A 23854-nucleotide genomic window follows, 5' to 3' on the forward strand; every position below is an offset into this window, starting at 1 on the left:
GAACCCATGGATCAAATTAGGGAGCTGGTGATGTCCTGGCGGGCGATGGATATAATTGACATTGCCAACGGGGACGAGTACGTCGTGACGTCCCTCCTTGGTCTCTTGAGAGACGAGGATGCCGCAACGCGCTTGAGGGCGCTAACGGCACTCGGAGAGCTCCTCAAGGAGCAGAATGGGCGGATAAAGTCCACCGTCCTTAGAAACGGCTTTAACAGACTGACGGTTCTTCTTGGAGACGAGGACGGCAGGATAGTCTCAAGAACGATAGAGGTTCTCCTGCGGCTGTTCGATGGGGTTCAGATCGACGAACTCCGGCTCTTGGCGCTCATAGACGCGGTCGTCCCGGTCGTGGAGAGGAACGACACCTTCCTGTACCTCTCGGTTCTAGACCTCTTCGGCAAGCTTCAGATGCCTCCCCTGAGCTGGAAGAGCAGGGAGAGGATAAACGAGCTTTTGTCCTCCGATAACCTCTACCTACAGGCCCTTGGAATGCGTCTTTTCCTGAACTCGGGGAGTCTGGACGGAAAGGGTCGTGCGGTTCTGGAGTGCATCTCGGGGCTCATGACGAGCGACAATGTGCTTCTGGTGGAGGCTGGCCTCGATTTCCTCGAGGAGGTGCTGGCTTTCCACATGTCCCCAGATATGATGGGTCCGCTGGTCGGTTTTCTGCCGATTCTCAAGGACATCGAAAACGGGGCTGAGAACGTTCTCATCCGTTCCAGGGCTTCCAACGTGAGGACGGAGGTGGAGAAGGTTCTGTTTTCCTACTACAGCCCCAGGAAGGATGAGGCGCTTGATGTTATGAGGGAATTTCTCATCGAGGGTCGCGTGGAGGAGGCTCTTAACCTCGCCCTGATAATCGGCGGCACGGCCCTGCTGATGAAGCTCTGGGAGGAGGATCCCGAGGGGGTCGACCCGAGGCTCGCGGATCTGCTGGGCTTCTCAAGGGAGCAATGACCTCCGCGGATATTTCAAGCGAAAGTGATATATGTCAAGTTAGTTATATTACTCATCGTGCCGCTTGAAAGGACTATCCCCTCCAAGGATGAACTGCGCGAAATGGTCCTCTCGTGGCAGATAAACGAGGCAGTCGAGCTGGCCCTCAGGGACAGTGACGTTCTTCTAATGCTCCTAGACCTGATTGGGCATGGGGACGAGAACACCAAGGTTAGGGCGCTTCTTGCACTCGGCGAGGTTCTGAAGAAGGGAGACGACAGGACGAAGTTCCTCGTCATGAACAACGGTTTTGGGACGATACTATCGGCGCTGGAGTCCAAGGATCCGCGCTTGGTCACGAAGTCGCTCAAGGCCCTCTCCGCGCTGGTGGATGGATTTCCCCTGAGAAAGGATGAGTTTCTGTGCCTCGTGGATGTTCTGGTCAAGCTCATCAAGGACCCGGGGATGGAGTTCGCTTCGATCGAGATGAACGATCTCGTGACCAAACTCGCGGTTTCCCATCCCTCGCCGGCCGTTCGCTCCAAAGTCTCTTGGCTGGTCTCCCACGAGAACCCGCGCCTCAGGGCGATGGGGCTCAGGCTTCTGCTCAACATATTCGTCTTCACCGGAGACGCCAAGAGCCTCCTAACCCTCCTTGAAGAGGCCTCGGACCTGCTCCTGAGTGAGGATGACGCCCTCCTTGTGGACTTCGTGCTTGACGTGCTTTCCGAGGCACTTCGCGCAGAGGTTCCGGAGGAGGCGATAAAGACCCTGCCCAAGGTTCTCTCCAGGGTTAAACGGGTCGCGGTTCAGAGCGGTGACTTTCTGATACGTTCAAAGGCAAAAAAGCTCCAGGGTAGAATCGAGGAGATCCTCGCCTCCCATTACCGCTCCAGGCCCGAGGAGGCCAAGAACGTTCTTCACAGACTTGTGTTGGATGGGGAATACTCGATGGCCATGGACCTGGCCATCTCCCTTGGGGACGGGTTCCTCCTGAGGTGGCTGTCCAAAACCTTGGAGCTGGAGGGGATAGAAGAGTTCACTCCCCGGTTCCAGGTCGTTGGCGGCCCTTCGGGAGGTTCAGCTGCCGTTCTTGAGTTCTCTCCTCCCGCTCCCAGCTCGGGATCCGTGGAGGTGGAGGAAACACCTTCCGAAGAGGTCGCCGATGTCCCCGAGCTGCCCCCAATAGAAAAGCTCGTTGACGATGGTGACGCTTCGGCGCTTGCCAAGGTCCTCCGCACAAGGCCCGAGTCGGTATCGGAGCTGGAGAGTTTCCTGCGTTCTCGCGATGCGGAAAGGAGATCGAACACCCTGTGGGTGCTCTCCAAGCTTGTCTCTAGACTGAACAACGGGGAGCTCAAGGCTCTCCACCCCCTGATCCCAGCGCTCTTTGAGATCGTTGAATCCGGGAATCCATGGGAGAGGAGCAAGGCCGCGAAGATCCTGGCGTTTCTTGCCTCCCGCGGGGGCAGGAGGGACGTTCTTGATAGCGTTCTGTCCTTCCTTGAGGAGCGTCCGCTTCCAGCGCTGGAGTTCTTCGGTTACTACTTCATCTACACCTGGGACGAGGAGGCCGTGTCCAGGGTTCTGCAGTTTCTGAAGGATGCCCTGACGGACCCCCAGCTTCAGTTCCCCGCGCTCATGGTGCTCGACGCCATAACCATGTGGGGAATTCGTCCCGAGATAGACAGAACCGTTTTTGAGCCAATCCTCCTGAAACTCCTTGAATCGGATGATGAGGAAGTCCGGAAGGTCACGGCCAGGGTCATGGAAAGGTTCAAAACGGCCTGAGCCAAGCTTCTCCTATCGGAGGGATGAACTTGGGAAAACTCAAGCTCAGCGACAGGCAGCTGTATGCCCTTATAGAGGCCGTGAAGCTCGGGGAGGAGATCAAGCCCAGCCAGAGCGCCAAGAGAAAGGCCTTCGCGAGGTACAAAATCGAGGGCTGGGAGAACTCCAAGCTCACGGGGATATTCTATTCAATTCAGCGGAGGCTGGGCCTCATAGACGAGGTAATAGAGGAACTTGTGGGCGTTTCTCCGCTCATCCTGGACCCCTGGCTCAGGGCGACGCTCAGGGTGGCCGTTGAGGTGGCGGTCTTCAGGGATCCCGGTGAAAGGACGCGGCAACATATGAAGGGCCTCGCCCAGTTTCTGTCGAAGAGAACGCACCCCTACGTGGGTTATTACTACTACGACCTCCTTCCGCGCATCCTGGAGTACGTGCCGGTCATCGACACCGAGGAGAAGCGCCTCAAATGGGACTACCTCTTTCCCGAGTGGTTCATAGCCAGGATGAGGAGGCTCCTCGGTGACGAGGCGGAGGCTCTCCTTAAGGCGCTCAACGAGACCCTGCCGACGAGCATCCGGGTTAACCTACTGAAGGCAAGCCCTGGGGACGTGGAAGAATACCTGAGGAAAAAGAACGTCAGGTTCGAGAGGAGCGATAGAGTTGATACCGTTCTCAGAATCCTTGATCCCTTCAACCCGGAATGGCTCTTCAACAAGGGGTTCGCCATAGCGCAGGAGGAGGCGGCAGCGGTTGCCTCTCTGGTGCTGGCCCCGGAGCCTGGAGAAACGGTCGTGGATTTGGCCGCCGCCCCAGGGGGTAAAACCGCCCACATGGCTGAGTTGATGAACAACGAGGGGAAAATTTACGCCTTCGACGTGGACGGGGCCAGGATAAAGCGTATGAAGGAGGTTCTCAGGCGTACGGGCGTTGAGATTGCAGAGACCATCAGGGCGGACGGCAGGAAGGCGCCAGAGATGCTGGGGGAGGGAATGGCCGACAGGGTGATGCTCGACGCGCCGTGCACCAGCGATGGGACGATAGCGAAGAACCCGGAGCTTCGGTGGCGTCTCCGTGAGAAAAACATTCCAAAGGTCGTGAAACTTCAAAGGGAGCTCCTTGAGAGTGCGTGGAGGCTTCTCAAACCCGGAGGCAGGCTGCTGTATTCAACCTGCTCCATGCTCCCCGAGGAGAACGAGGAAGTGGTGGAGTGGTTCCTTGAGAGGCACGGGGATGCCGCGCTGATTCCGCTCGATGGACCATACGATGAGGGCTTTCTGCCCGGGACGATGCGCGCCTGGCCCCACAGGCACGGGACCATAGGCTTCTTCTACGCCCTGATGGAAAAGAAGGGAGATTAAGCCCTTTCCTCCCTTTCCCCGCTTTCCTCCACCTTCACCCTCAGCTCGTTGGCGAACCAGTTCACCCTCTGCGGGAACGGTATCTCTATTCCGGCCTCGTCAAGGGCCTTCTTAACGTCCCGTATGATTCTCGTTCTGACGTCAAACCACTTCTCGCTGGGTGCCCATGCCCGTATGGCGATCATAACCGCGCTGTCCGAGAGCTCGTTGACGTAAACCAGGGGCTCCGGCTCGGCCAGAACAAGAGGTATCCCATCCAGAACGTCTTTTATTATTCGGATGGCCTTCTCAGCGTCGGCGCTGTAGGATATGCCCATGTCAACGTCCACGCGCCTCACCGGATAGCGCATGAAGTTCACTATGTTGCTGTTGAAGAGCTTCTCGTTTGGAATCCTTATCAGAGTCCCGTCCCATGCCCTTATCCTCGTCGAGAGTATCCTTATGTCCTCAACGACGCCCTCCAGCTCGCCTATCTGCACCTGGTCGCCTATCGAGAGCGGCTTGTCAAAGTACATGAAGACTCCGGAGACGAAGTTCGAAACAACGGTCTGAGCCGCGAAACCGAGGACTATACCCGTTATTCCAATGGCCGCCAGAACCGCGCTCAGCTCACCGCTTACCCCTGCAAAGTTGAGTGCCAGGAAAAACGCCACCGTTAGGAAGATGTAGTAGAATACCTTTGCCTTAACCATGACATCCGGCCGGGCCTCCTTTCCAGAGCTGGCGATCATGTAATCCTTGGACTTCTTGGCTATGAGGTACGCGAAGTAGAAGAACCCTATCGCAAAGGCTATGTTCCCCACGGTGGTGTTCCATATCTCATAACTCATTATGCCGAGCAGGTACAGGGCCCAGATTATTCCACCGAGCACGAACATCCGAAAGATTATATCCGCCGTGTCCTCGTTGATTATCCATGTGAGGGTCGTCTCCTTGGATTTTCTGAGGATGAAGCGCCTCATGAGCCTGCCCAGAACTATCATGCCCGCTATTATCAGGGCGGCCTCGATCAAAGTGAGGAGTGAGACGCCTATGTCCACGGGTATCTCTGGATGGGGAACCGTTGTGTTGTTCGTTGCCATGGTCACCACCTCATCCTGAAGTTGGGGAGCGGTTCAGCCTCGTGGGTTGGCTTCAGCGTTCCGTCCGGCGGATTTCCTGTGTTGTTGACCTCGTAGATTTCCTTCGTGGTGAGTATTATCAGCGGATAATACGCCCTGTCCTCGGAGTAGAACATCACGCTGTTCCTTATCGGGAACACTATCTTTTCCACGAGCTTCCAGCTCTCCGTCGGATTGTTGATAATCAGTTTCACAATTCCCGGTGAGTCGGGTATCTTCTCGTGGAAGTCGCTCACGTGATAGCGCGCTATAACCCCGATGGTTTTCTCTCCGTAGAGTGCGTATTTCTCCCTTCCGACGACGAAGCGGTCTATCTCTATATTCCCGCTCCTTACGGAGATGTCTATGGGCGCCGAGAGGTAGCCGGTCAGTTTCTCCCCGGGGGGTACGGCTATCCTCTCCGAGAGCTTTATCATCAGGAACTTCACACCGTAGCCCTCGGCGGGGGCCGGAAGAACCAGAAGATTTTCGCCGCCCCGCTTTATGAGCACGCTCACATCGTCCCTCCGATAAAGGACGGTATCCTCAGAACTCTCCACGAGGTGGATTTTCTTGTCGATGATTTTGATGAACTGGGTTTTCAGCTCGTGCTCACCGAACATGGGTAAAGATAGAACCTAAGAAAATTTAAAGTTTGTCAGAAATTGAAAATGGAAAGGGATCACACCTTCTCAAAGGTCATGTCCTCGATCTTGATGTGCATGAAGACGTTCACACCCTCCTGCTGGGAAATGAAGACTCCCTTGGTCTCTATTGGTATCGGAAGGTTCGCGGTTATCGTCGCCTCTCCCTGACCGGTTGCACCCCCGAGGCTGTAGTTCCATCTCACGGTGGAGACCCTGAAGCTCTTTCCTCCGAGTTCTATCGTCCCATCGGGCTCTATCTCGTAGTTGTACTGGTAACCCATTGCTCCCCAGCTGTCTTTTGTTGAGGTATAGAGGTTCTCTTCCTCCAGAGCACCCCAGAAGCCGAAGTAGTAGAGTGCGTACCAGCCTATGTACAGGTCCTCGATGTCGGGTATGCTGGAGAGTACGTCGAGGCTTCCCTCCTGGTAGGGAGTGACGCTCATCTCCCCAACCGCCGCTGGGTTATAGAACGCGAACTCTTGATCTCCGTACTTTATCCAGACGCCTATGGCGTTTTCCGAGCCACCATAGATGTTGTAGTAAAGGGTTGCAAACTCGAGGGTCGGGAACAGGAAGAACATGTCGGACTCTTCCGTTCTCTGTTTCACCCACACCTTGAACTCAAAGGGCTGATCCAGCCCCTCGCTTTTTACCGGGGTGATCTTACCGTAGTACTCGTAAACGTCAAACTCTCCGAGGTCTACCTTCTCCTGCTCACCAGTTTCCATGTTTATCTTCATGCCGTAGACGTGTATCTTTGCCTGTCCCCTCTTCTTCTCAACCTCGTACTCATAGATTGGGGCGCCCTCTTCCTTCCTTATCCTGAGGTAGTACTTGATGTAGCTTATGAGGTAGCTCTGTCCATCTATCTCAACGGGGTTGTACGCATCCCACGGGTTTGTCCACGAGGCGTACTCCGTGCTCGTCTCCGAGGGCGTTGTCGTTCCGGTTCCTCCGGGGCTCTCGGTTGTGCTGTACCCGCCGGAACTGCTTGTGGTGCCTCCCGAACCTCCGGCCCCTCCGCTGGAGGTCTGGCCACCTTCGGAGGCTTGGGACGTTGTGGTGCCCTCTCCGCCTCCACCTCCAAGACAGCCGGCGGCGACCACGCTAAAAATCAAAACCAGCACCAGCAGTATGGCAAACTTTCCCTTTCTTATCATATCACCTGCCTCCCTCATTAGTTTGTCTTTTCGAGTATTTAAATCGTTGGTTTGACAACAATGAAAAGGTCATCCTGCAGTGTAAAGCCAGAACCCCCCGGTCTCCCCCGAGACAAGCATGACTTTTCCGTCGTCGCTCAGCTTTATGTATCCGAGCGAATCGCCGGGAACCTTCACGCTGAAGACCTCATGGAGGTCCTTCAGTGAGTAGCAGTGGATTACGCCGTCCTTCGAGGTAACGGCGAAGTTCTCGTTTGCGAAGTAGGGAAAGCCCGGCAGGGTTCCGATCTCCGTGAGGTTCCACGTGAGTAGATGAGTGTCCCCAAAGGGCTCGTGCCAGAGCAGGTATCTTCCAGTGGGAATCAGAGTCCACTTGAGCAGTATCGTCTGGTCGAATGGATAGCTCCCCTCGGCCAGTAACTTTCCGTCCTCGGAGAAAATCCTCAGCTTTCCGTTCTCGCTCACCAGCAGTTTATCGCGGTAAGCGAGTATCCTGCTCGTGTTGAACGTCAGGATTCTTCCCCCGTCCTTGAAGACGAACGCATTGTCCTTTTCCGACAGAACGACGAGCCCGGAGTCCGAGACGGACTTGAGGTCGTAATAGTCGGGGGTGAGCGTGATTTTTGCCCCGTCGCAGTGGAGCTCCTGCTCCGTGGGGGACACCGTCACCAGGTAGCAAACGTGGTTTCCGCTCGGTGAGCGGAGCATGTAGTCGGCAACGGCTCCCGGTCCGCCGTGTCTCTCCTCGCCGGCAAGACCGTTCCAGGAAAAGATTCTTATTCCCGCGAACCCTTCGTACGACGCCAGAACCCAGGCCTGGTCTCCGACCACGGCGACGCTCGAAACCACCGGTTGTATTTCGCCCTCGTTCCTTCTGAGGTCCAGGGTCGTGTTGCTCCCATCCGGCTTGACCAGGTACAGAAGACCGCGGTTCCAGTCTATGGCCGCCGAGAGGCTTCCGTCCGGGTTCATGTCCATGAAGGGTATTCCCGTGGTGTCAGCGCTCCAGACTATTTTCATCTCCCAGGTTGATGGTTCAGGTGTCGTAGTAGTTTCGGGCTCACTCGTCGACGGCTGGCTTGACGTCGTGGGGGAAGGAGAGCCTGTGGCGGTCCATCCGCCGGTACAGCCGCTGGCGAGGACCATGCTGGCTATCAGAAGTGCCAGCAGGATCGCTTTGGTTTCCCTCATGCAAACCTCCTCCATCACCCGCCAAGAAAGAAAAGCGGGTACTGCGAAATATACCCCTACCTTGTACACGAATGTATTAAAAATTTTCCAAGGCTTCAAACGTCTTTGCACCTCTAAAACAGTTATCTGAATGTTAATATTCTTTTGAATACGCTTTTCTCAGGAGTTCAAAGAGATCGCCCGCCTCCCACCCGGCGAGCCTTCCCACGTGCGCTGCCAGGTCAAAGACGTGGGGAACCTTTGATATGATTCCGATGTCGGCGGTTGCGACGGTTTCGAAGGCCTTGAGCTCGAAGTCGGGGCTTTTGACGAGCCTCACCTCGGAGTTGACCCCCTCCCGAAGGAGGGCCTTTTCCGTCAGTCTCTTCACCTCCCCGCTCCTTGGAACCGCCGAGCCGTAGAAGAACACGACCTTTTTAAGGCCCAGCTCCCCGAGGGCGCGGGTGAGATCGCCAATGAGCCGCTCCGTGCCTTCGTTGAGCCTGTATCTGCCCTGGTACTTCAAATCCCTCACGAGCCCATCCTCGCAGAGTATGGCCCGCCCTTCGAGGAGCGATTCGAGTGTTATCAGGACGTTGAAGCCGTCTATCCCAAGAACCCTGCCCCTGAGCTCTTCCGGCATTAGGAGCTTTCTCCTTACCTCATCTATCCATTCGTCCGAGAACACGCACCTGGCCAGGAGGTAGCGCTCACCCTTTGTCAGCCTGTAGTGATTGGCCACGAACTCGAGGGCGTACTTTTTCCGGTAGCCCCTGTTGAGGAGGTACTTCAGATCGCGGTACGCATCGAGGAGCATGGATAAAGAAACGGTGGAGGGTTAAATAACCTTCTCCATTACCTCGGTGCCGGTGTGTATCCTGAGCCTGACCCTCCCGCCCAGGAGGGAGCTCTTGACCTTCTTCGTCAGTATCTCGTCCACCTGGAAGATTCCGGCGGGGTGCTTCATCCATATCTCGATGAGTATCGGCTGCTCCTCGTCCCCTTCCCTTATCTCCACCCTCTCGATGGCCAGGGCCGAGACGGCGTGGATGTCGACCTTGTCCCTCTTGTGGACGAGCCTGCTCCTTCCGGCCTCCATGTCGCAGCCGTCCGCTATCGTAACGAGCGAGCCCTCGATGGTGGTGCACGGAACGGCTTCATCGTGGGTGTAGATGGCGTTCAGGGTGAGCGCCTTGAGGAGGAGCGGGTCGTCGGTTCCGAACTCCCTCACGAGCTTCTCTATTATCGGCTCCGCCAGGAGAACGCTGAACTGGTAGTGGTTTATCCTGTGTATCATGTTCCCGGTGTCGTGGAACAGTGCCCCGAAGGCCACTATGAACTTGCTCCAGCGGAAGGGCTTGCCGAGCTTCTCGGCCGTCGTCTGGATTCCGAACTTCCTAATGATGTTCAGAAGCTCCAGCGCGCGCCTGGTCGTGAGCAGAACGTGAATCGGTCCGTGGTCGTTGAAGCCGTAGACGTTCAGCACGATGTAGTTGGTCGTCTCGAAGTAGTAGTGGTACTCTCTGAATGCCCTCTCGTAGAGCCCGTAGAGCTCCTCGTCGCCGAGGAGTTCCCTAATCTCGCCCAGCAGTTCTTCCTCCGTGTACATCTTTTCCACCCAAGGACGTGGAGAAGAGGGTGTTTTAAGGGTTGCCGTGGATGTTTTCCAACTCTTAGAATGGTTGAGGGAGACCCACGGTCTCACTCCAGCATGCCCTCGAGCTCGAGTATCTTCTTCGAGCGGAGGTAGACGACCGGGATTCCCCTCTCGCGAAGGCGTCTCTTCAGTCCCTTGTCGTTGGTGCAGACTATTACCCGCTCGTTCTTGACCGCGAAATCGAAGATCTGGTCGTCTATGGGCCTCTCACCAAAGCGGCCTATCTCAACGACCTCAAACCTCTCCACGAGCTTTTTGGCCATCCTAATGGCCATTAGGTCCTTTCCGCGGGATTTCCTCTCTATGACCTCCAGCTCCTGGAGGACGGCGTTCGGAACGGCTATTCTGAACCTCACGTCGAGAACCCTGTTCAGTTCGCCGATTATGTCGACACCGAACTGTCCCGGAACCAGGAGAAAGTTCGTGTCCGGGATCACCAGCCATTCCCGTCTTTCAGGCATCTGCCTCACCGAAGGTTAATGAAAAAGAAGAGGGCTCACTCCCTTATGAAGCCGTAGCCTATGAGGCGCCACCTCGAGCCAACCTGCCTGCTGATGGCGACCCTGTCGCCGACCTCGGCGCAGATGGGTATCTGGAGCTTGAGCTCGACCTCGTCCCTGCCGAGCCCCGTGACGAGACCCATAGTTCTGGCCGTTCCGACGTTGAGGAGGAGAACCTCGCGCCTCTTTATCGGCTCGACCTTGAGCTCCTCCTCGGTCCCTACAACGCGCTCAAGGAGGTGAACCTCAAGCCTGAGCTCGTCCCAGACCGGCGGGAGCTTTCCGGGCTTTCCGACGACGTTTCCGGCCATCAGGTCGCCCTTGGTGAGGTACGGGTCGAGCTTGGTTCCAACGCCGACGAGTCCTCCTGGATAAGCCTCGTCCACGAACTTTCCTCCGGCCTGGAGGGAGGTTATCTCGGTGGTTATCGGCTCGTACTTTATCCTGCCGTGGTCCTCGTAGGGGACACCCGGGCGAATCTCTATCTCGTCGCCGACCTTGAGCTTGCCCTGGATTATCGAACCGCCGATGACGCCACCGACGAGCTTCTCGGGCTTGGTTCCCGGCTTGTTGACGTCGAAGCTCCTGAGAACCAGCATCTTGGGCGGCTTTTTGAGGTCGTGCTTCGGGGTTGGTATGAACTCTTCTATCGCCGCGAGGAGAACGTCAACGTTCGCGCCGTGAAGGGCCGAAATCGGGATTATCGGGGCGTTCTCAGCAACCGTCCCCTTGACGAACTCCTTTATCTCGTGGTACCTCTCGATGACCTTCTCCTTGTCGACCAGCTCGATCTTGTTGAGGGCTATGACTATGTTCCTGTTGCCAACTATCTGGAGCGCCATGAGGTGCTCCCTGGTCTGGGGCATGACACCCTCGTTTGCTGCTATGACGAGAACGGCACCGTCCATGAGGGAGGCACCTGCGAGCATAGTGGTCATGAGGGCCTCGTGGCCGGGGGCGTCTATGAACGAAACGCGCCTCTCGAAATCGGTCTCGGCGCCACAGTACGGGCAGACCGGCGAGTTGGAGTGCCTACCGCAGCTCGGGCACTTCCTTATCTCGGCATCGGCGAAGCCTATCTTGATTGTGATTCCCCTTCTCAGCTCCTCGCTGTGGGTGTCAGTCCAGATTCCGGTTAAAGCCTTTGTGAGGGTCGTTTTACCGTGATCAACGTGACCAACCATTCCGATGTTAACTTCGGCCTGCTTAAACTCCTTCTTCTTTGCCATCTTCTCTCACCCCTAAATTTAGAGCGTCGGCCGGTTTATTAAGGTTACCTCGATGGGGAGAATTGGGTAATAAGCTGCCATTCCCTCCTTTAACTCTCTAAGTTGCTGATGCTAATCATGATGTCATGATGGTCAAGTTTATGGTCGAAATGTTCTTATACTGCCTCATGTGAATAACATATTGTTGACAAAGGGGAGGTATCACAATGCAGGAAAAGGACCTCCACTATCTTATAACCAGAATAATCAATCCATATCTAAACTGGGTCATCGTAGAGTTGCGTTCTGGGAATCGTGTTGTCTATGGTCGTGATGGATATACTGGCTTAAAGTGGACCGATCATACAATTGGGGATTTTCTTGCTAGTGATTTAGAAGAATGGAGAAATGAGCTATGGTACAAATACAGAGATAACTTCTTTGAGCGTGGACATGAAATCATTGACTCTCTCCTGGACATAATAGTTAGAATTGAAGCCAAGCTCCCAGATAGTGAGACCAAAGAACGGGTGATGAAGGATTTGTGGGAAATGGCAGAAAAGGTAGGGGACTACCTAGAGATTGGAGATTATGTTGATTCAAAAAGACCTGAAGTAGAATCAAAGGCAGCCAAAATTAAGCGAGAGGATGAGGAACTGAAAAAGAGGATGGTAAAAGAGGCTCATGAGCACAGAGATGAAAAAACCATTGTACTCAGCCAGGACGGGAATCAAACCAGGGATAGTACCTATAAGCCTGCAGTGTCTAGGGATTCAAAACCATCAAATGGGGGACACAAGTTTTCGTGGAAGAACTTCGTAGCGTTCTCTTTGGCAGTATTGCTTCTTTTTGCTCTTTGGGATTTAGCCCACAACGATGGAGCCATTATTAGTAAAGTGCTTCCAACTGGTAACAACGAGAGAGTTCTAGAGCCCAATGGAGGCAGTGATGGTTCCTCTCAGACACTCTCTCCGAGCTTTTTCAATGGCAGTAACACTTCCAAAGACGGCAGCACTATTGATGAACACAAAGCAGAATCCTCCTCCCATGATGCGGATAATGATGGCCTGGATGACAACATGGAGATCTCTCAAACTGGTACTGATCCTCTTAATCCAGATACCGATGGGGACGGACTCTCCGATGGAGAAGAAGTTCTGGAATACAACACGAACCCTCTTGTTAACGATACGGACGATGATGGTTTGACTGATAAGGCCGAGGTGGTTACTTATCACTCTGATCCACTTAATGCCGACTCCGATGGGGATTACCTGCCAGATGGATACGAAGTTAAAATTGGCACGGATCCAACTTCTGACTGGAGATACGGTTCAATTGATGAAGAAACTTTGAAAGCTGGCCTCAGTAAATTACTGCGTGAGAGAATTAAAGGGATCTCCGAGCAGTTTTGGGAATACAACTCTACATTGGATCGGGCATGGGCAATTCTCCAGTGGATTGATGAGAATATCCAATACAACGATACCAAGGCAGAGTACGTGGATAAAAGCGTTGAGATGTGGGATTATCTGAGTAGTTATAACAAGGAGTATTATGCTAATCTGACAAGACTTCAGGCGGTGAATGATACTGTTTTCAGGTACAAAAGTGGAATTTGTGGAGACTATGCTCTGCTCACTGCCGCTTTTCTTCTTGAGGCTAATGTAAGTCCAATATACGTTTTAAGCATTGACTATGTTGATCAAGAGGTGGGACACGCCACTGTGGCAGTAAAACTCGAGAAGGAATACTTTGTACTGGATCAGCATCTGCCAATGATACCCCTTGGGAACTATTATTGGTTCTCTATCTGGGGAGGCCTCGGAGAAATCTCCAATGTAACTTTCTATAGAGTGGCCCTGAATGAAAATGGAGAAGTAGACATCAGAAACTGGACGTGGAGAAGTGGAAGCCTCAAAAAACGAGCCTATAAGTTCACTTCGCAGGATCTCGAAGTGGTCCTAAACCTGACAAAGGAGATGTTTACTGAGCTTTATCCTGGATATCAACAGGATCAGAGGCTTAAGCGTAACGCGGAGGCAGATCTTGAGTCAATTAAACAACGGAACGAAAGTGCAAGAACTCTGTTACCAGTAGGGTTTCACAAAGGATGGACCCTTTGGTGGTCCGATCCAGGATTTCAGCTTTACTACCACCCACTGCTTGCGGAAAAACTCGTAAGATATTACTGGCCGGGACCAGCTTTCTCGAACGAGGACTGGGTTGGTCCAATCAGAGAATGTGACAGGTACTATCTACTGGTCGATAGCGATGAATACAATACAGTCCTGATCCAGGACTCTGAGGGGGACTCCTATGAAATCAACCGCATGGTGATGGTACTTCAAATTGCAACGTAGCAGGTTATGCACTCAGAAAAGCGATAAGTTTGGGGAAAGGAGGAAGCTCAGAAGACGAGCTTCATGTTGATCTGGACGATCTCGGGGCTGATGGTGTTGCCCCTGACGGTCTTCTTCCTCCTCTCTCCCCTCTCCTTCGGCCTGAAGCCCGGACCCTTCGAAACGAGGATCTTGACCCTCCTCGGGCCGTGGACGTCGGGCCTCATGGCGAAGCCGTCCTTGTCGGTACCACCGGTTATCCTGAGCTTGACGTTGCCCGGAATCTCCTCCCCGAAGATCTCGGTGAGGTTGAGTCCGAGCTCGCTCGCGGGAATCTCCTCTCCTATGCGCTTTCCTATGAGCTTCTCGGCTCCTTCGCCGCTTATCTCAACCTGCCTGGCTATGCCGTTCTTAGGGTTGGATATAACGAGCTTAAAGGTCGCCATTTCCTCCCACCTCCTGTGTCATTAGCGGGATTCATTGGGTAAACCCCTTATCCAGTGAGCGCTGTGGTTTGGTGTTTAAAAAGTTTCCTCTAAAAATAAAATGGAAGGTCAGCCGCCGCTCATGTGGTACAGCATCTCCCAGAGCCTGACGGTGTACTCAACCGTTGGAGGGTAGCTCTGAACTATTTCGGTGATCTCCATGTTCTTGTGGAAGGTTGGGGCATCTATTGTTTTCATGTACTCTTCGAGGGCTTCTCTGTCCTTGGCCCGCCATATCGTGTAACTTCCGCCGACGAAATTGTACGAAGCGAGGAACTCAACATCGCCCGTGAGGGGCAGCCGTTTGAAGAAATCGGCAGCTTCCTTAGTCGCTTTGATGCTCTCTTCATCTGAATAGCGATGGGTGACGAGGAACATCGCCATACGAACACCTCCCATGTATCAAATAACTTTCATATGTTCTTGCCAGAGGGAGCGCCGCTGGGTGAAAATGGTCGCTTGCTTCCGGGCGCTCCGCTTTAGATTCACCCAGACAGAACCTGCTGTGTAGGCATTGCCCTTATTGTATATAAAGATTGTGACCGAATTAACTTGCTATTTAAAAAGGAAAAAGTTATAAAAATTCAGCACGTTTTCAGAGGAGAACCCCCAATCAAAACTTTTTTATACCTTAGCGCCCGTAGGCACTCCTTGAGGGGTGAGATGAATGGCAAAAGAAAGAACAACGCTTCCGCCAACCGGTGCCGGTCTCATGAGGTTCTTCGACGAGGACACCAGGGCAATAAAGATAAGCCCGAGGGGCGTCATAGCGGTTACGCTCATCTTGGTGGCCCTTGAGATACTCCTTCACGCCTTTGGAACGCAGCTCTTTGGTTAAATGAAGCTCGTCTTCTTTAATCCCCTTGCGTTCAGCTCCTCGTTGATTATCGCCCTGACCACTTCTTCCAGCTGTGTCTGGATGAGCTTATCCACATCGTCCTTTATCTTGTCGATGTCGTGTCTGAGCCCTTCGAGGAGCCTTATGTAGTCCTTGGCCATCTCGAGCTGTCCCTCCTGCCTGACGAGCTGCTCCTTGAGGTGCTCGAAGTCCTCCTTCATCACCTGGAGCTTTCTAAGTTCCCTCTGCATCTCATCGAGCTTCTTTGTCAGCTCGTAGTTCTCCTCCTTGAGCTTCTCGATGAGCCTCTCCTTGGCCTCGAGCTCCCTCACGAGGGAGTTGTACTCCTCCGCTATCTGGTTTAGCCTCTCTATCTCCCTGAGCGGTGGAACCTTACCGTTCCCGAGGATTATAACGTCCGGCCCAACGTTGACTATATCGCTCGGCCTTATCTTGAGCTTCTTCTCGCTGGAGAACATGCTCTGGCCCTTTCCGAGGTTCTCCACTTCCTTCATCTTGAGGATGAAGTAGAACTGATCACCCTCAACCTCGACGTTTATGTCGGTCACAAAGCCTAGTATCTTCCCATCCGTTAGGGATATGACGAATTTGTTGATGAGCTGGTTGGCCTTGGTTTCGCCACCCTCTACCATAAAACACCACCGTTGGGACTTATCCCTTCGCCTACTTAACTTTTCCGCCAAGGCTTATAAGGCGAAAGAACTTCATCGCTTACGGTGAGAGAGATGATAATATTCGTGGGACGTTCGAACGTTGGCAAGAGCACGCTCATCTTTCGTCTGACCGGCAAGTGGGTCAAGAGGGGCAAGAGGCCAGGGGTTACTAGGAAGCCCGTGGAGATAAACTGGCGCGGGAAGCTGGTTGTGGACATGCCCGGCTTCGGCTTCATGAGCGGCGTTCCCAAGGCGAAACAGGAGAGGATCAAGGACGAGATAGTCCACTTCATCGAGGACAACGCCGATGACATCGAGCTGGCGGTTCTCGTGGTTGATGGCAAAGCCGCCCCGGAGATAATAGAGCGCTGGGAGAAGCGCGGGGAGATACCGATAGATGTGGAGTTCTACGCCTTCCTCCGAGAGCTGGGAATCCCTGTGATAGTCGCGGTCAACAAGATGGACAAGATAAGGAACCTGCAGAGGACAATAAACTTTCTAGCCGAGAAGTTCGGCGTTCCCTACAGCGAGGTGCCCGAGACCTTTGTTCCAATATCCGCCAAGTTCGGGAAGAACCTCCTTGAGTTGAGGAAGCTCATGGAGAAGAAGCTTAAAGAGGGCAGGAAGCGGCCCTCCGCGGAAACGGAGTCAGAGGACTTCGAGGACGATGTGGGTAATGGTCTCCTTGACGCCGTCGAGTGAGGCTATCTCCTCGAGGATATCGTCGAGCTTCGTCTTGTCGGCCTCGATGATGAGGTCTATGTCGCCGGTGACGCGGTATATCTTCTTTATCTTGAGCTCCTTAATGTGCTCGTAGACGTGCTTTCTCTTGGTGGGCTCTATCTTCACGAAGACGAAGACGTCGCCCTTCTTCTCGCCGAGAAGGTCAAGGGCCTTGTCGGTGAGGTCTATGAAGCCCCTTCCGGTCCTTATGTAGCCGAGTTCTTTAAGCACTTTAAGGTGATTGCTGAGGGCCTGCCTGGTGATTCCAAGCTCCTCCGCAAGCTCGTCCTGGGTCTTCTCGACGGTGTGCACCTCGATAGTCTTTCCTTCCTCGTAGAACTTCCTGAGCAGCCTTATCTGCCTCGGGGTAAGAGTCGACCTCCCTTCCATCTCCGAAACCTCCTTTTGCAAGATTAGCGTTTACAGCTTTATTAAGCCAACTATTTTTAAGTCTTATGTCAAATTTTTTGGTTCCGTGGATTATGGCCACTACCACTCTTATAAGTCTTTCCAAAAGTTAGCTTTTTAATTCCAGCCTCCTAGGAACTCACATGAACAAAGCGACCTACACGGAGGACGTTCCGCCAGACAGGTTTGAGCTCCTTGAGCGGATAATTAGCTTGGAGAGACTCGCAAAGGTCATGCTGATAGGCGCCACCGACAGTGGAAAGACGACGTTACTGACGTTTCTAGCCAATCGGCTCATTGATGAGGGCCTCAGGGTTGCGGTGGTTGACAGCGACGTCGGCCAGAAGGGTATCCTTCCCCCCGCCACGATAAGCCTCGCCTTTCCCGAGGGTCCCTTTGAGTCAATCGGTGAACTTCATGCATATGCTCATTACTTCATAGGCACCATAACCCCCGGGAGTTACACGGGAGAGATGGCTGTCGGGGTTAAGAGGCTGACCGACATGGCTTCAGAGGAAGCCGACGTGGTCCTCATAGACACGACCGGCTTCGTCACCGGTCCGGGCATCGAGATGAAGCGCCTCAAGGCCGAGCTTGTGAAACCAGAGCTCATCGTTTTCCTCGAGAGGAACGGTGAGCTCTCCCACCTGCGGAGGCTTCTCTCCCCCTACGGGGAAGCTGTGACCCTTTCCATCAGCGAGAAGGCGAGGGGGCATTCGAGGAGTGAGCGCAGGGAAGTCCGGAGGGAGAAGTGGAGGGCCTACTTCTCGAACGCCTCGCTCGTCGAGGTCGACCTCTCGAAGACGGTTCCCACCGGAACGGAGCTCTTCAGGGGCAGGCCGTTGACTCCTGAGGAGAGGGACCTTCTCTCGGCGCTCTTCATGTGGCTCGTCATAGCCGGCTGGAGGGGTGAGCGGTACGTCGTTGTCAAGGCCGATGTCGAGCCCGGTCCCAGGCAGTACGGCCGCTCGGTAATCCATGCGGTCGATTTTGAGAGGCTGAGCAACCTCTTGGTGGGCTTCATCGACGGAAGCGGACTCTGCCTGGGCGTCGGGATACTCAAGTGGATAAACTTCGGCGAGATGAAAGCACAGGTTCTGACGCCCCTCCCTGCCGATGAAGTTGGTAAAGCGGTTGAGCTTCGCTTTGGCAGGATAAGGGTGCTTGAGACGGGCGAGGAGCTTGGCCTTCTCCGGAGGGAGGAGCTCTAGCAAAGATTTTTAAGGCAATAACCTAATCGAATTAGGTGTCCCTAATGGAACTCAAAGCCTTCGTGGAGATAACCAGGCCCCACAACTGCGTTCTTGCCGGAGTAGTGGGTGTTCTGGGCTCGATAGTCGCGGTTGGACACTTTCCGGACCTAGCCACGGCGGTTCTGGTCTTTCTGGTTGTCACCCTCGGCTGTGCGGGGGGCAACACGATAAACGACTACTTCGACTACGAGATAGATAAAATCAACCGGCCCGAGAGGCCCCTTCCCAGGGGTGCGATGGGCAGAAAAACCGCCCTCTACTACTCACTGCTCCTGCTGGCAGTCGGCCTGGCTCTTGCGTACTTCATAAACATCCAGGCGTTCATCTTGGCAATTATCGCCTACGCCGCGATGATTCTCTACGCCTGGAAGCTCAAGCCGCTCCCGTTCATAGGGAACCTCGTGGTTGCTGGCCTCACCGGTGCGACGCCACTCTACGGAGCCCTCGCCGTTGAGCACATCGGCCTGGCCGGCTACCTCGCGCTCTGCGCCTTTCTGGTAAACGTTGCGAGGGAGGTTATAAAGGATATCGAGGACGTTGAGGGGGACGTTGCCAAGGGCGCCAGAACGCTTCCAATAATATGGGGCGAGAAGAAGGCAGCTTACATCGGGGCCCTCTTTGCCGTTCTGACTGTGATGGCCTCGTTCCTGCCGGTGAGAGCCGGTGTCGGCCTTGGTTACTACGCAATGGTGCCGGTTGACCTGATCATACTCTACGCCGCGTACATTATACTTAAGAACCAGGACAGGGAATCGGCACACAGGGCCCAGAAGCTGCTCAAGGTGAGCATCTTCCTGGCCGTCATGGCATTCATAATAGCCGCGATAGTGTGAGGAGGTGGAGGTATGGAGTTTAAGGATGAGCTCGTGAGAAACCTCGAATCCGAGGAGCTGTGGACTGTCATCACATTTAAAACGCCCTACGGGCCTGCAAAGACACTTGAAAAACTCGTGGAAGCCGTTGAGGATGCGGGCTGGCGCGTTACCTTTAAGGCCAACTGGTGGACGGCCGACATTCCCTACGGTCTAGCGAGGATAGACGCCAAGAAGGGGGACAGGGAGAAGATAGTGCTCGGCAAATGGATACTCGGGAGAAAATGCGAGCTGATAGGCCTGGAGAACATGCCGCTCGAAAAGGGACGCGACGAGTTCTTCCGCATGGTGGACAGCATAACCTCAACTCTAATCCACGACCCGGTCATAAGGACGATGAGGGAGCAGTACTAGCTTTTCTCTTTTTTCAAAAAAGATAAGAGCCTCAAAGCGGCTCGTAGTAGCCGATCTCTGGCTCGTATATCTCGCCCTCCGCCAGGAGCTGGGTTATCGCTTCCTCGATAAGCTCCTCATCGATCTCCTTCGAGAGCTTCTTGACTATGAATTTGTGCGATAGTGCCTTACCCTTCTCGCGGAGCAGGTCGAGGACGGCCTTCTTGGCCTTCTCAAGCTCCGGGTTCTCTGCCTTGGGTTCCTCCTCGACGACCTCCTCCTCGAAGAGGGCCTCCTCGGTGCTCCTCTGTTCGAGCATCATGGTGTAGAGTTCGTCTATGGTCATGAGCATGTCCTCGCTTACGCCCTTGTTCTTGGCTATGACCTTGGCCTTGGCGGTTATCCCGTAGCGGTCGTATATCTCGAAGGCTATCTTGGCCTTCTTGGCGTGCTCGGCCTTCTCCTTCAGCGTCTCGAAGCGGTGGAGTATCCACATGTTCGGCTCGACCTTCGCTATGCCCTCGACGAGTATCTGTTTGTCGTCGCGCCATTCCCCAACCTTTCCGATAATCTGAACCAGGTCGCCCTTCTTCACGAGGTTTATGAAGCGGGTGTTCTCCCTGAAACCGAAGACCCACATCGTTCCGGTGCCGTCATCAATCTGGAACCTTCCGTAGCTCTCGTCCTCGCTCATCATGGGGTCTCTGACGACCGTGGCGACGACCTTAACGCGGTAGACCTTTCTGGCGTCTTTCGTTATCAGATAGTTCGGCTCGAAGTCGCCCTCACTCTTGACGTAGTAGCCGTCTATGATGTCCTTGATGTAGACCCTGCTCGCTGGAAGGCGCTTCTTCATAGTCCCTCACCTCCGAAGAACTCTATGATGCCCTCAACTTTGGGCAGGACCTTCCTCTCGAGCTCCCTGATCTCTTCCAGCGCATCCAAGTCTGCATTGTTGAAGTCCTGGACGACCTCGCCATAGATGTGCATCCCCTCTTCGTTCCTGATGACCCTTCCGATGACCCTGACGATCTGTCCGTTCTCGGGAAGAACGTTCTCCTCGCTCTCGATGAGTATGACGCCCGTTCCGTCGTCGAGCCAGAAGGTGTAATCCATCTTGTCGACCTTGAAGGCCTTCCCGATGAGCGAAACTCTGGTGTCGTCCTCCTGTATCTCCCCAATCTTTCTCTCGACGGCGGGCTTCCTGCGCCTGAACCTAACTTCCTCCATCGTCAACACCTCACACCAAATCCTTGAGGACCTCCTTCAGCTCGGCCCTCACCCTGGCGATCTCGCGCTTCGGGTCAACCTCGTCCCATCCAAAGGCCTTCAGGATGAGCCCGAGGAACTTGTCGTCCACGACGTTGCCCCTGACGATTACCTCCCTGCCGAGCAGGTAGTAGTACTCCTCCTCCGCCAGCTTCCTTCCGGCTTCCCTGAGCGTTAAACCACTCTCGACGAGTTCCCTGAGCTTCTCGGCTATCTCCTCTGGATCCTTGCCCACCAGCTCGGCCGCATCGTCTCCGAAGAGCGTTGTCCTTATGTATCCCGTGGAATCGTCGAGGCCGAAGTCCACTATCGTTATCTTAACCGGCTGAACCTCGCCGTGCTCTGGGCATACCCAGCTGTTCGTTGCGGGGTCGTAGTCGACCTTCCTCCTGCACTGCGGGCAGGCGTCGTAGACGGTAACGCGGTAGAGCCTCGCAATCGTCCCGCGAACCTCAATGAACCGCTCGCCTCCCATCAGCTCACCTATCTTTCTCCGCTGATAGTTGTAGCTCCTGACCTCCTCAATCGGGGGTATCTCCCCGGCGCGCGGGTCTTCCGGGTTGAGGATTATCCTGGTTCTGAAGTTGGCGTGCAGCTCGACGCCGTTCCGGCCCTCCCTGACGCTGGGGTCGATTATCTTGATGAGGTCGCCAGCATTGAGTTCGTTGTAATATTTGGTCACGAGGCCGTCCCACAGAACGAGTCTCGTCTTTCCGGTGGCATCGTATATTATCACGTTGGCCACCTGTCCGGTGGAGCCGTCCCTCTTCTGGTACTCTCTGGGCGGGTACTTCCTCAGAATCCTCGCCACGACGTTAACGCCGGTCATTCCCGGAACCAAGTCGGCTATGTGGAGGAGCTCCTCCTTGCCCTCAAGATTCACCCCGAGCTCCTCGGCAAGCATCAATGCCGCCGCGTGCTCGGAGATTCCCTCGCGGGAGGCTATCTCCGATATTCTCTTCTCGATTTCATCCCTCGAGAGGCCCTTCTGCCCCTCGATCATCTCAATAATCTGCTCCTTCGTTAACACTCCCATAACACTCACCTTAATGGTAATGATGGCTCGGACTATTTAAACCTTTCTCCAAACTCGGTCCAAGGGGCCAATTTTCAGAAAGGAAGGGCGATTTCCTCCTCTGAAGGAAAATTGAGTGACTGAAGGGTCAAGGAATTACTCTTCGCCCTCCATAGAGGTCTCCACTTCAATCTCCTGGGGTTCTTGAAATTCTTCGCCATCCCCTTTGCCCTCGAGCTTCGCTATGAGGTCGCTGTACTCGGCGTGAACGACCTTCTTGAACGCCTCCTTTATGATGTTGGGGTCGTTCTCGGGGAAGCCGTAAAGCTCGGCGAATTTTGGAGTCGTTCCGAGGAGCTTCGTCCTCTCGTACGGCTCGGCGTATATCAGTCCCATTCCGAGGAGCTTCCTTATGTGCTCGTAGGCCTGACTGCCCCTGAGCTTCACCACCTTGCTCTGCTCTATTGGCTGGAGGTAGGCTATGAGGGCCAGGGTCTTCAGTTCGCCGGTTCTCAGGTCCGGCCTCGGCATGAGGTGAACGACGCGCTGGCTGTACTCCTGCTTTACCTGCATGACGTATTTGTCCCCAAGGACCCTCACAACCTCTATCGCGCTTTTTCTCTCGGCGTACTCTGCGGCTATAAGCTCGATGAGCTTTTCGAGGTAGTCCAGCGATCTTATTCCTAGAGCCCTTGAGAGCTCCTTCGCACTCAGCGGTCTTCCAGAAACGAACAGTGCAGCCTCAACAAGGGCCTTGTCCTCAAGGAGTCCCATTATTACCACCACATTGAAAATTGGGCCCCTCTCTTATAGGGTTTACCCTCCGATGAGAACGCGCTTTATGGTCAGGTAATCCTTTTTCTCCAGGGCGGTTTCGTCTACCACCACTACCAGCCTGCCATCCCTCAGTATCACGAGGTCCCTGAGCGTTCCTAGGAACTTAGTCACGGCCGTTATTCCGTTGTGTATGACGAGGTACTCTATCCCATCGATGACCACGACGCCGGTCACTCCTCTCATCTCGGCCTCCCTGAGGTACCTCCCCGAGAGCTCCAGAATTCTGGGAAGGTTCGTTGGCGCTATCGTGTCCCTCCCGGGCAGACTGGTTAGGAAGTAGGCCTTCCATTCGTCCGGGGGAGTCAGCTCCCTGATGAACGCGAGCACGGGGTAGCCCTTGAGGTCCTCCTTTACCCTACGGTACTCGCTGCTCGATACGAGCTCGATGCCGGGGTCTATTTCGAACCTTATCGTTCCAGTGAGGTTTATGAACTCCTTGGACAGCACCATTCGGGCCATAAAGTACGCCGCGACCACGGTCAATGCCGCGCCTATGGCGAAGCCCATCGGTGCGAACCACGTCACGGTCCTGAGGAACGGGTAATCCATCTTGTGGGCCCCAAGGATGCCAAGGGCGAATGCCGCACGCTTGGCGCTTTTGAACTTCGGATCGATGGAGGCAACTATTAAAACGCCTGAGAGAACTATAAAGAAGGCAGAAACGCCGTAGGGGATTCCAACGACCGAGTTCCAATCGTTTCCAAGGAAAATGCCGTAGGTCGCTGCGATGAGCGGTGGGGCTGCCCACAGGCTCGGGTACCTGAGGTTCTTCCCGAGTTCCTCGGAGAGGAATACCAGGGAGCCAAGGAACAGCAGCGAGGAGGACGTCGCCTCGGTCAACGCGGCGAACTGGAGAATCCCGAGGGCATCGGCCACTATGCTCATGGCCGCCACGAGCCAGGCGATGGCCCAGATGAACGCGGATTTTCGTCGTGATTGTATGTAGACCATTAGAAGTACCGCCGAAACGGCGAACTTGGCCGAGAGGCTCAGGGCTTGGCCTACCATTAGGAGAGTAGTGTTCATCTTGACCCTCCTGGTGCGTCCGGCTGTTAACTTGTGTTCTGCATGTATAAAAAGCTTTGGCTACTCTGTGGGGGCTAGAGTGTGAGTGTGGACTCTAGGGCGACCGTAATCTTTATAAACCCAACTCGAAAGGTTAACAGCGGTACGGCGGTCATAGCGGCGGGGTCACACCCGGTCTCGTTTCGACCCCGGAAGTTAAGCCCGCCAGCGATCCCGGTTGTACTGCCCTCCGGGAGGGGGCGGGAAGCC

At 54.5% G+C, this 23854-nt stretch carries 26 protein-coding genes and 1 rRNA gene; 10 read left to right on the top strand and 17 right to left on the bottom strand.

Annotated elements, in window-relative coordinates; translation table 11 throughout:
- Positions 1-6 precede the first annotated feature (6 nt).
- From A3L10_RS10125 to A3L10_RS10135, 3 genes are read left to right on the top strand one after another with little or no spacing between them, the layout of a single operon-like run.
- Complete coding sequence (locus A3L10_RS10125; RefSeq protein ID WP_088867492.1) at positions 7-960, top strand: hypothetical protein; 954 nt, start codon at positions 7-9, stop codon at positions 958-960.
- 57 nt (positions 961-1017) lie between these two features.
- Positions 1018-2730, top strand: coding sequence for a hypothetical protein (locus A3L10_RS10130; protein ID WP_157726939.1), 1713 nt, complete (start codon positions 1018-1020; stop codon positions 2728-2730).
- A gap of 29 nt (positions 2731-2759) precedes the next feature.
- Positions 2760-4088 carry an RsmB/NOP family class I SAM-dependent RNA methyltransferase gene (locus A3L10_RS10135; protein ID WP_088867581.1) on the top strand — a complete coding sequence of 443 codons (1329 nt, stop codon included), beginning with the start codon at positions 2760-2762 and terminating at the stop codon, positions 4086-4088.
- Here A3L10_RS10135 and A3L10_RS10140 read toward each other — a convergent pair.
- From A3L10_RS10140 to eif2g, 8 genes are all read right to left on the bottom strand, one after another.
- Positions 4085-5170: a mechanosensitive ion channel family protein gene (locus A3L10_RS10140; protein WP_088867494.1), complete on the bottom strand. Its 1086-nt coding sequence runs from the start codon at positions 5168-5170 to the stop codon at positions 4085-4087. The two genes, A3L10_RS10135 and A3L10_RS10140, sit on opposite strands and share 4 nt — an antisense overlap.
- Positions 5171-5172: 2 nt before the next feature.
- Positions 5173-5811, bottom strand: a complete 639-nt coding sequence (locus A3L10_RS10145) for a DUF432 domain-containing protein (RefSeq protein WP_088867495.1) — start codon at positions 5809-5811, stop codon at positions 5173-5175.
- Positions 5812-5870: 59 nt separating this feature from the next.
- Positions 5871-7013: a hypothetical protein gene (locus tag A3L10_RS10150; protein ID WP_232460983.1), complete on the bottom strand. Its 1143-nt coding sequence runs from the start codon at positions 7011-7013 to the stop codon at positions 5871-5873.
- Positions 7014-7064: 51 nt separating this feature from the next.
- Positions 7065-8201, bottom strand: a complete 1137-nt coding sequence (locus A3L10_RS10155) for a hypothetical protein (protein ID WP_232460984.1) — start codon at positions 8199-8201, stop codon at positions 7065-7067.
- A gap of 118 nt (positions 8202-8319) precedes the next feature.
- Positions 8320-8982 carry a DUF434 domain-containing protein gene (locus A3L10_RS10160; RefSeq protein ID WP_088867497.1) on the bottom strand — a complete coding sequence of 221 codons (663 nt, stop codon included), beginning with the start codon at positions 8980-8982 and terminating at the stop codon, positions 8320-8322.
- 21 nt (positions 8983-9003) lie between these two features.
- Positions 9004-9774 (bottom strand): metal-dependent phosphohydrolase, encoded by a 771-nt coding sequence (locus tag A3L10_RS10165; protein ID WP_088867498.1) that lies wholly within the window; start codon positions 9772-9774, stop codon positions 9004-9006.
- Positions 9775-9866: 92 nt separating this feature from the next.
- On the bottom strand, positions 9867-10283 hold the full coding sequence (locus A3L10_RS10170) for a PIN domain-containing protein (protein ID WP_088179747.1): 417 nt from the start codon (positions 10281-10283) through the stop codon (positions 9867-9869).
- Between the two features lie 35 nt (positions 10284-10318).
- Positions 10319-11551: a translation initiation factor IF-2 subunit gamma gene (gene eif2g / locus A3L10_RS10175; RefSeq protein ID WP_088867499.1), complete on the bottom strand. Its 1233-nt coding sequence runs from the start codon at positions 11549-11551 to the stop codon at positions 10319-10321.
- A gap of 206 nt (positions 11552-11757) precedes the next feature.
- On the opposite strand from eif2g, the gene A3L10_RS10180 reads away from it, so the two are divergent.
- Positions 11758-13893, top strand: coding sequence for a transglutaminase-like domain-containing protein (locus A3L10_RS10180; protein ID WP_088867500.1), 2136 nt, complete (start codon positions 11758-11760; stop codon positions 13891-13893).
- A 47-nt stretch (positions 13894-13940) separates the two neighbouring features.
- On the opposite strand, the gene A3L10_RS10185 is transcribed toward A3L10_RS10180, so the two are convergent.
- Positions 13941-14318 carry a 30S ribosomal protein S6e gene (locus tag A3L10_RS10185; RefSeq protein ID WP_088179749.1) on the bottom strand — a complete coding sequence of 126 codons (378 nt, stop codon included), beginning with the start codon at positions 14316-14318 and terminating at the stop codon, positions 13941-13943.
- A 108-nt stretch (positions 14319-14426) separates the two neighbouring features.
- On the bottom strand, positions 14427-14741 hold the full coding sequence (locus A3L10_RS10190) for a hypothetical protein (protein ID WP_088867501.1): 315 nt from the start codon (positions 14739-14741) through the stop codon (positions 14427-14429).
- A gap of 283 nt (positions 14742-15024) precedes the next feature.
- On the opposite strand from A3L10_RS10190, the gene A3L10_RS10195 reads away from it, so the two are divergent.
- On the top strand, positions 15025-15195 hold the full coding sequence (locus A3L10_RS10195) for a preprotein translocase subunit Sec61beta (RefSeq protein ID WP_088179751.1): 171 nt from the start codon (positions 15025-15027) through the stop codon (positions 15193-15195).
- Here A3L10_RS10195 and A3L10_RS10200 read toward each other — a convergent pair.
- The gene (locus A3L10_RS10200; protein ID WP_088867502.1) at positions 15192-15848 is read right to left on the bottom strand and encodes a hypothetical protein; all 657 of its coding nucleotides are present in this window, start codon (positions 15846-15848) and stop codon (positions 15192-15194) included. The two genes, A3L10_RS10195 and A3L10_RS10200, sit on opposite strands and share 4 nt — an antisense overlap.
- 93 nt (positions 15849-15941) lie before the next feature.
- On the opposite strand from A3L10_RS10200, the gene engB reads away from it, so the two are divergent.
- A complete protein-coding gene (gene engB / locus A3L10_RS10205) occupies positions 15942-16571 on the top strand; it encodes a GTP-binding protein EngB (RefSeq protein WP_088867503.1) in 630 nt (209 codons plus the stop codon).
- Here engB and A3L10_RS10210 read toward each other — a convergent pair.
- Positions 16518-16982, bottom strand: a complete 465-nt coding sequence (locus tag A3L10_RS10210) for an Lrp/AsnC family transcriptional regulator (protein ID WP_088179754.1) — start codon at positions 16980-16982, stop codon at positions 16518-16520. The genes engB and A3L10_RS10210 overlap by 54 nt on opposite strands.
- A gap of 161 nt (positions 16983-17143) precedes the next feature.
- On the opposite strand from A3L10_RS10210, the gene A3L10_RS10215 reads away from it, so the two are divergent.
- The 3 genes from A3L10_RS10215 to A3L10_RS10225 are packed head-to-tail and all read left to right on the top strand — an operon-like array spanning position 17144 to position 19479.
- Positions 17144-18211 (top strand): Clp1/GlmU family protein, encoded by a 1068-nt coding sequence (locus tag A3L10_RS10215; RefSeq protein ID WP_088867504.1) that lies wholly within the window; start codon positions 17144-17146, stop codon positions 18209-18211.
- Positions 18212-18255: 44 nt separating this feature from the next.
- Entirely contained in the window at positions 18256-19086 is an 831-nt protein-coding gene (locus A3L10_RS10220) for a geranylgeranylglycerol-phosphate geranylgeranyltransferase (protein WP_088867505.1), read from the top strand.
- Positions 19087-19098: 12 nt separating this feature from the next.
- On the top strand, positions 19099-19479 hold the full coding sequence (locus tag A3L10_RS10225; protein WP_088867506.1) for a ribonucleoside-triphosphate reductase: 381 nt from the start codon (positions 19099-19101) through the stop codon (positions 19477-19479).
- Between the two features lie 31 nt (positions 19480-19510).
- On the opposite strand, the gene A3L10_RS10230 is transcribed toward A3L10_RS10225, so the two are convergent.
- From A3L10_RS10230 to A3L10_RS10250, 5 genes are all read right to left on the bottom strand, one after another.
- Positions 19511-20314: an OB-fold nucleic acid binding domain-containing protein gene (locus tag A3L10_RS10230; protein WP_088867507.1), complete on the bottom strand. Its 804-nt coding sequence runs from the start codon at positions 20312-20314 to the stop codon at positions 19511-19513.
- The gene (locus A3L10_RS10235) at positions 20311-20688 is read right to left on the bottom strand and encodes a single stranded DNA-binding domain-containing protein (RefSeq protein ID WP_088867508.1); all 378 of its coding nucleotides are present in this window, start codon (positions 20686-20688) and stop codon (positions 20311-20313) included. Before A3L10_RS10235 ends, A3L10_RS10230 begins: the two co-directional genes overlap by 4 nt.
- A gap of 10 nt (positions 20689-20698) precedes the next feature.
- On the bottom strand, positions 20699-21763 hold the full coding sequence (locus tag A3L10_RS10240; RefSeq protein ID WP_088867509.1) for an OB-fold nucleic acid binding domain-containing protein: 1065 nt from the start codon (positions 21761-21763) through the stop codon (positions 20699-20701).
- A gap of 135 nt (positions 21764-21898) precedes the next feature.
- Entirely contained in the window at positions 21899-22516 is a 618-nt protein-coding gene (gene scpB / locus A3L10_RS10245; RefSeq protein WP_088867510.1) for an SMC-Scp complex subunit ScpB, read from the bottom strand.
- 42 nt (positions 22517-22558) lie between these two features.
- On the bottom strand, positions 22559-23605 hold the full coding sequence (locus A3L10_RS10250; protein WP_088867511.1) for a DUF835 domain-containing protein: 1047 nt from the start codon (positions 23603-23605) through the stop codon (positions 22559-22561).
- 143 nt (positions 23606-23748) lie between these two features.
- Between A3L10_RS10250 and rrf the strand changes: the two genes are divergently transcribed.
- Positions 23749-23854 (top strand): 5S ribosomal RNA (rrf, locus tag A3L10_RS10255).

Origin of the sequence: Thermococcus radiotolerans, from assembly GCF_002214565.1 — an archaeon.
Lineage (GTDB): Archaea > Methanobacteriota_B > Thermococci > Thermococcales > Thermococcaceae > Thermococcus > Thermococcus radiotolerans.